Genomic DNA, 6,490 nt, shown 5'->3' with positions numbered 1-6,490 from the left:
TACATCTTTCGCTATACATTGCTTGGCAAAAAGCAACCTCCTATCCCTTCGCTATACATTGCTTGGCAAAAAGCAACCTCCTATCCCTTATCCCTATCCCTATCCCTTAAAGCTTCCAGGATGTGCTCCCGTTCAATATCCTCCAGTCCCATTTATCAAAATTGCTGGTAAGACTGAAGTCCGTATCGCCCCGAATATAGATCTTTTCAAACGAATCAGACACAAGATCGAGGGTTTTGTCCAGCCACTTGGCAGAATCCAGATGAGAAGGGGCATTCCCGGAACGGTTAACCATATAGAGCACTTCTCTTGTGCCGGTCAGGGAAATGATCAAAGAGGCTCATAGAGAGGAACTATCACATTTAAGGTAAGCAATAATCATTTTGACCACTTCATCAACAAATATAGCCTGTGGGATAAACTGGTCATCAGGATGGGCTGCATACCGGTGGGTCAAACTCTCAACCGTCTGGACAATAACAAAGCAGGTATGTTCGAGACCGTTTGATCGAACTTCAGGGTACAAACGGATAAGGCCGGCTACAGTTTTGGCCGCATGTTGTTCAGCCTCAATCAATGCCTGGTGAACTCGCTCGGGCAATGGTGTCTCCTCAAGCAGAATATGTTGCAATCGTGGTTGCTTGGCGTGCATCTCCAGCATTCCAGTGACATAGTCGTGCAGAGCCTCGTACAGATTATGCTGTTCTACCACCATGTGTCCAACCCACTCGTGCAGGCGATGGTCAGTTTCAGCAAGATGCCTCTCAAGCAACGCAACTGCGATCGCTTCCTTACTTGGAAAATACTGATACAGAGTTCCAATCGACACTCCTGCTCGTGAAGCTATACGGTTGGTGGTTCCGGCTGCATAACCATGAGACTCAAAAACCTGAGCAGCTGCGAGGAGAATCACATCCACTGTTATTTTTGAACGTTTCTGAACCGGCTTTTTTCGGGGATCAAGGCGTTGTTTGCGTGCTGTCATAAACAATATCCAAAATGCGAGTTGACATAAATTAAGTATTTGCTCATAATTTCAATAGGCTGTCAATCTACTTTTTTAATTAATATGAATGGGAATGAAAAGACATATGATAAACTTTTTATAAAATAAATAATATTTGCTCTGCTCTGGTGATCCGTTCGTTTACAAAGATAAAGCCTGATCACCTCTCTAACTAAGGCGGGAAACCCGCAACCCATTTTCCCCCCCTCATTTTTTTAAACCGGAACTGAAGAGTAAGGCACCAATCATGTGGTTTATTGTGTTGGGAGAAAAAGAATGCACAATTATAAAATTCTGATATTATTAACAATTGTCGGTCTCATGGGGTTCGGGTCCTGGTTTGCAGCAACTGGCATCACCGATGATAAGCATAGGGTTGAAAAATATTTCGAAAGAGAGGACCAGCACAACTCCCTATTTTCGGAGACCGACAATGAAGGTAATGAAACCGCGGGTCAGATTGCAGCATTGCTTTTACTTATAGCGAACTTGCCGGTCGCAGTGAGCATTCTGATAAAGGGAATCAATCAATTTCTGCCGATAGGAACTGGATTAAAAAAAATACTGTCACATCTTAACAGAATACAAAAAAAAGCCTTTATGAGATTTCACTACTATTTGAATCTCTCGATTTTGGGAATCATTCTCTGGCACTGGTTGGCTTCACAATGTAAATCTTCATTCTTGCCGGAGCTTGGGGCGATAGTGATGTTGATTTCGATGATTTTGGGATTTCTCATGAAATTTAAGTTATGCCCCAAATTCTTCAGGAAGAGTGCCTACAAGATTCATACCCAGCCCATTATTTTTATCGCTATGTTTTTGGTCTTGACGGTAGGTCATCTGATTGTCGATTAGCCTGGAAAATGTTTGTCTGGCTGTATCGAGCATGGATCTGTTTTAACAGCTTAACTTTTGGATTTGATTTTAAAAAGATGCGTACTGATATTGAAAACCGATTTTTTATGGAGGAAATTAAAATGTATCACAAGACAATGTTTTTTATGTTTTGCCTGGTTTTCGTCACCCTTTTTTCGATTCCTTCTTTCCTGGTTTATGCTGATGATGACCATAAAGAAAATAAGAGGGGCAATCTGTTAGCCGACGGAAACGGGGATAATGATGACAACTGCCAACAAAAAAGAAAGCAAGACCACCATAGGGATGGAGATCATGGCAATGGCTCTGTAAAATCCTTGGCCAACCCGACTTACCAGTTTCAATGCGGGGCCTGCCATTTTGCCTACCAGCCGGAATTTCTACCGGAATCTTCCTGGATAAAGATCCTGACAAGCCTTGATGATCATTTTGGAGAATCCGTTGAACTGGATGCCGAATCAGAAAAAATCATTACAGATTATCTGAAATCCAACTGCGCTGACCATAGCACGACAAAACGAGCGGCCAAAATCATGAAGGGACTTGGGAATCAGACCCCTTTGAGAATTACCCAAATCCCGTATATCATAAAAGAACACCATGAGATTACTCCGGATATATTGAAGCGGGAATTCATAGGTTCTTTATCAAATTGTATTGCTTGTCACACAACGGCTGAAGACGGAATTTATGATGATGACAATGTAAAAATTCCCAAATAAAACAATTATGACAGAAATATGTTCCATTTATAAGTATAAGGATTAAAAATGAGCGGTATATCGTTTGAGAATTTAAAAGGTCTTGCGCGGGAGGAGGTAGTCCAGCGGCAGCAGCAGGATGGTTTTAATGAATTGCCGACCCAGGGAAAACGAAAGGGTCTGGAAATCCTGATCGGGGTCTTAAGAGAACCCATGTTCCTGTTGTTGATCGCATGCGGGGCATTGTATCTGCTGTCTGGCGAGTTTCAGGAAGCATTGATGCTGCTTGGGTTTGTTTTTGTCATCATCGGCATCACCTTTTATCAGGAACGGAAAACAGAGCGGGCGCTCGAAGCACTCAAGGATCTGTCCAGCCCTCGGGCATATGTCATTCGTGATGGGGAAAAAACACGCATCCCCGGCAGGGAAGTGGTCTGTGATGATATTATCCTGCTGTCGGAAGGAGACCGTGTTCCTGCAGACTGTATTCTGATTCATGCCGTCAATGTTTCCATTGATGAATCTCTTCTGACCGGTGAATCCGTGCCTGTGCAAAAAACATCCACAAAGGAGACCTCTGCTGAGATAGGTAAACCGGGAGGAGATGATCTTCCCTTTGCTTTTTCAGGAACTCTGGTTGTATCCGGTCAGGCCGTAGGAATTATAAAGGCGACAGGAATCCGAACGGAGTTGGGAAAAATCGGCAAAGCGCTTCAATCCATTGAAGAAGAGCGCACCCCGCTTCAGATTCAGACCGGGAAGGTCGTCCGCACATTTGCGATTGTCGGTTGCATCCTTTGCACGCTCGTGATTGTGGTATACTGGCTGACCCGCGGCAACCTGCTGGAAGGATTTCTTGCCGGATTGTCTCTGGCCATGGCCATCCTTCCAGAGGAATTCCCGGTTGTTCTCACCATCTTTCTGGCGCTTGGCGCCTGGCGGATCTCAAAATTCCGGGTGTTGACCCGGCGGGTTCCGGCAGTGGAAACCCTCGGCTCGGCCACCGTGCTCTGTGTTGATAAAACCGGGACACTGACCCTTAATCAAATGACAGTATCCGATATTGTGGCCGGCAATCAGGTATTTAAGGTTGAAAAGACGAATGAAATACTTCCCGAAGAATTTCATGAAGTGGTCGAGTACAGCATTCTTGCAAGCCCGGTCGACCCCTTTGACCCCATGGAAAAGGCCATGAAGGAGCTGGGTGAACAAACCCTTTCACAGACAGAACATCTTCATTCGTCATGGACGTTCCAGCGTGAATATCCCTTAAGCAAAGAACTGCTTGCCATGTCCCGGGTCTGGACGTCGGCTTCGGGTGAAGACCTTGTTATAGCCGCCAAGGGCGCTCCTGAAGCCATTGCGGATCTTTGTCATTTTGATGCACCAAAATTGAAATGGCTTGGAGAAAAAATCGATATGCTCAGTAATCAGGGCAAACGGGTGATCGGAGTTGCATGTGCCCGCCAGAGGAAAACAAATCTGCCTGAGGAGCAGCATGATTTCCAGTTTAAATTCCTCGGATTAATTGGCCTTGAAGACCCTGTCCGTCCCAATGTAAAAGGGGCTATCGAGGAATGTTACACCGCCGGCATCCGAACGATCATGATTACCGGGGATTATCCCGGTACTGCCATGAGTATTGCCCGGCAGATTGGTCTTCAAAATCCGGATCAACACATTACCGGTTCTGAATTGGAAGCATTAACCAATGAACAACTGGCAGCGCGCATAAAAGAGGTCAACATCTTTGCCCGCATGGTGCCGGAACAGAAACTGCGTATAGTTCAGGCCCTTAAAATAAACAAGGAAATCGTTGCCATGACGGGTGATGGTGTGAATGACGCGCCTGCCCTGAAAGCCGCGCATATCGGGGTAGCCATGGGGGGCCGCGGCACGGATGTCGCACGTGAGGCTGCTTCTCTGGTGCTCCTTGATGATGATTTTAATTCCATTGTGACGGCAGTGCGGATGGGGCGGCGTATTTATGACAACCTTAAAAAAGCGATGATGTTCATCCTTTCGGTTCATATCCCAATCGCAGGACTGTCATTAATACCCGTACTGTTGAAATGGCCCTTGATTTTATTCCCGGTGCATATTGTTTTTCTTGAACTGATTATTGATCCCGCATGCACGTTGATCTTTGAAGCTGACAAAGATGACAGCGGTGTCATGAACCGAAAACCGCGCAGTATTGATGCCAAACTCTTCGAAGGGTCGACACTTCTGAAGTGCTTTTTTCAGGGAGGCCTGACCTTGGCTGTTACCATTGCAATTTATCTGTTCATACGCAATGATCATTCTACTGAGACGGCTCGGGCACTGGCCTTTTTAACGCTTGTGGTCTGTAATCTTGGAATGATTTTATCAAATCGCTCCCTGACAAAATCAAGCATCAGCATGCTGAAAGAAAAAAACGCGGCATTTAAATGGGTCATGACCGGAACGGTTGCAGTCATGTGCCTTGTGCTTACCATACCTTTTTTCAAAAACCTGTACCGCTTCGGATCGGTTTCCTTGAATGATTTTTTTCTGGCTCTGGCGGGTGGTCTTGTGGCGATCATTCTTATGGAGCTTGTAAAGGTGATTCCTTTGTTCAACAGGAAAAACCGATTTGCCAAGAATGTATGAAAAATTTATAAACAACAAACACAGAGGAGAAAAATGAAATGAAATGCCCCGTATGCAAAACAAATGATTTAATCATGTCAGACCGACAGGGTGTGGAAATTGACTATTGCCCGGAGTGCCGAGGCGTCTGGCTTGATCGGGGGGAGCTCGACAAGATCATAGAACGATCTCTTCCGTCAACAGCCGCAGGATCGGAACGATCGTATCGTGACGCGGATCGTTCGTCATCGCATGACAAAAAACATGGTCATGGACATGGACATGACGATCATCACGATTCAAAGCATGGATATGGAAAATCATACAAGAAAAAATCTTTATTAAAAGATATTTTCGATTTTTAACATTGCTTGTGGACCCATTTATGAATTTAAACAGGAAGAAATTCAGTAAACATTTCTTCCCTGGAGAACCATGTTCGGAACCGTTTTAATTTCAGTCTGCACCTTTACGCATGTTTATGTTTTCAGGAGACCCGCTCCAGCGGAAGCCAGTTCCCTCCTCCGACGGGCATATTTTGAGAAGCCCTTTCTCGGGGACCTGGCTTCCACTTCCGATAGATGCTGAAGCAGACCGGAAAAGTGAACCGTGACACAAACTCATGAAAACTGGCGGAAATATAAAAAATGACGCTTAAATTGAATGGAAAACTGTCTTGACATTGGGGTCCACCATAGTCCAGAAATTATGGCGCTCACCTTTTAAAGGATGACGTCGCAATTCCGGCAAATCCATATCTTCAGGTCCCTTGACGCTTCATGAAATAAGCTTTTTCATACCAGGCCCCGGTATTGTCATCAAACACGGCTTCCTGCTCATGGATGAGTTTCACAGGTTCATCCGGCCAGGGCCCGTATGCCATCACCACGGTATCTCCAAGACTGAATTTCCGGTTGCAAGCCTTACATCCTTTTTCATTATGGGTGTTCAATATATCCAGATCCACCAGAAATGGGGTGTCAGTTTTTTGCTGCATGGGAACCTCCTTGTATGGGTTGCCCGTTGACCGCTTTTTTTACAGCCCACCGGTAACAGATTTTGATTTAAGACAGCACGCGTGTATCACATGCTTTTCATGCTGTCTTGTAATCAATAAAGTAAGAATGCCTGGGATGATTTCAACAGCAAAACAAACAAGCTTTATGCCGGTGATTCCATTTTCAAAAGTTTTCTTATTATCTTTTCGATAGCCTATAAAAGCCCCAATAGCTGCTCCAATTTCTGTCCAATCATCAGAAACAAATCCAGAGCCAGGAATAAAATCTATGAC

The 6,490-nt window shown here is 44.9% G+C and carries 7 protein-coding genes and 1 pseudogene; 4 read left to right on the top strand and 4 right to left on the bottom strand.

The annotated features are described in order from the left end of the window. Positions 1 to 139: 139 nt before the first annotated feature. Both Q366_RS18775 and Q366_RS20565 read right to left on the bottom strand, forming a co-directional pair. Positions 140 to 340 (bottom strand): annotated as a pseudogene (locus Q366_RS18775) (IS1380 family transposase); the annotation flags it as partial. Continuing rightward, positions 341 to 985, bottom strand: a complete 645-nt coding sequence (locus tag Q366_RS20565; protein ID WP_051958164.1) for a TetR/AcrR family transcriptional regulator — start codon at positions 983 to 985, stop codon at positions 341 to 343. Between the two features lie 297 nt (positions 986 to 1,282). On the opposite strand from Q366_RS20565, the gene Q366_RS21655 reads away from it, so the two are divergent. From Q366_RS21655 to Q366_RS21100, 4 genes are all read left to right on the top strand, one after another. Then, on the top strand, positions 1,283 to 1,864 hold the full coding sequence (locus Q366_RS21655; RefSeq protein WP_035242199.1) for a hypothetical protein: 582 nt from the start codon (positions 1,283 to 1,285) through the stop codon (positions 1,862 to 1,864). A gap of 122 nt (positions 1,865 to 1,986) precedes the next feature. Further along, positions 1,987 to 2,607 carry a diheme cytochrome c gene (locus tag Q366_RS18760; protein ID WP_035242204.1) on the top strand — a complete coding sequence of 207 codons (621 nt, stop codon included), beginning with the start codon at positions 1,987 to 1,989 and terminating at the stop codon, positions 2,605 to 2,607. Between the two features lie 48 nt (positions 2,608 to 2,655). Continuing rightward, the gene (locus Q366_RS18755; RefSeq protein ID WP_035242196.1) at positions 2,656 to 5,220 is read left to right on the top strand and encodes a cation-translocating P-type ATPase; all 2,565 of its coding nucleotides are present in this window, start codon (positions 2,656 to 2,658) and stop codon (positions 5,218 to 5,220) included. A 38-nt stretch (positions 5,221 to 5,258) separates the two neighbouring features. After that, positions 5,259 to 5,564 carry a TFIIB-type zinc ribbon-containing protein gene (locus tag Q366_RS21100; protein WP_006968152.1) on the top strand — a complete coding sequence of 102 codons (306 nt, stop codon included), beginning with the start codon at positions 5,259 to 5,261 and terminating at the stop codon, positions 5,562 to 5,564. Between the two features lie 395 nt (positions 5,565 to 5,959). Here the strand turns inward: Q366_RS21100 and Q366_RS18750 are convergent, their stop codons facing one another. Beyond that, positions 5,960 to 6,196 (bottom strand): hypothetical protein, encoded by a 237-nt coding sequence (locus Q366_RS18750; RefSeq protein WP_035242195.1) that lies wholly within the window; start codon positions 6,194 to 6,196, stop codon positions 5,960 to 5,962. Between the two features lie 39 nt (positions 6,197 to 6,235). After that, a partial coding sequence (locus Q366_RS21650; protein ID WP_035242193.1) for a hypothetical protein occupies positions 6,236 to 6,490 on the bottom strand: 255 nt, incomplete at its 5' end.

This window comes from Desulfobacter vibrioformis DSM 8776, assembly GCF_000745975.1.
Classification (GTDB): Bacteria; Desulfobacterota; Desulfobacteria; order Desulfobacterales; family Desulfobacteraceae; genus Desulfobacter; species Desulfobacter vibrioformis.
The sequence above is the reverse complement of the archived record's forward strand: the minus strand, read 5'-3'. Positions and strand labels throughout refer to the sequence as shown.

Coding starts and splice junctions, on each gene's coding strand:
- Q366_RS20565 (WP_051958164.1), bottom strand. CDS start 985: ATGACAGCACGCAAACAACGCCTTGATCCCCGAAAAAAGCCGGTTCAG.
- Q366_RS18760 (WP_035242204.1), top strand. CDS start 1,987: ATGTATCACAAGACAATGTTTTTTATGTTTTGCCTGGTTTTCGTCACC.
- Q366_RS21655 (WP_035242199.1), top strand. CDS start 1,283: ATGCACAATTATAAAATTCTGATATTATTAACAATTGTCGGTCTCATG.
- Q366_RS18755 (WP_035242196.1), top strand. CDS start 2,656: ATGAGCGGTATATCGTTTGAGAATTTAAAAGGTCTTGCGCGGGAGGAG.
- Q366_RS21100 (WP_006968152.1), top strand. CDS start 5,259: ATGAAATGCCCCGTATGCAAAACAAATGATTTAATCATGTCAGACCGA.
- Q366_RS18750 (WP_035242195.1), bottom strand. CDS start 6,196: ATGCAGCAAAAAACTGACACCCCATTTCTGGTGGATCTGGATATATTG.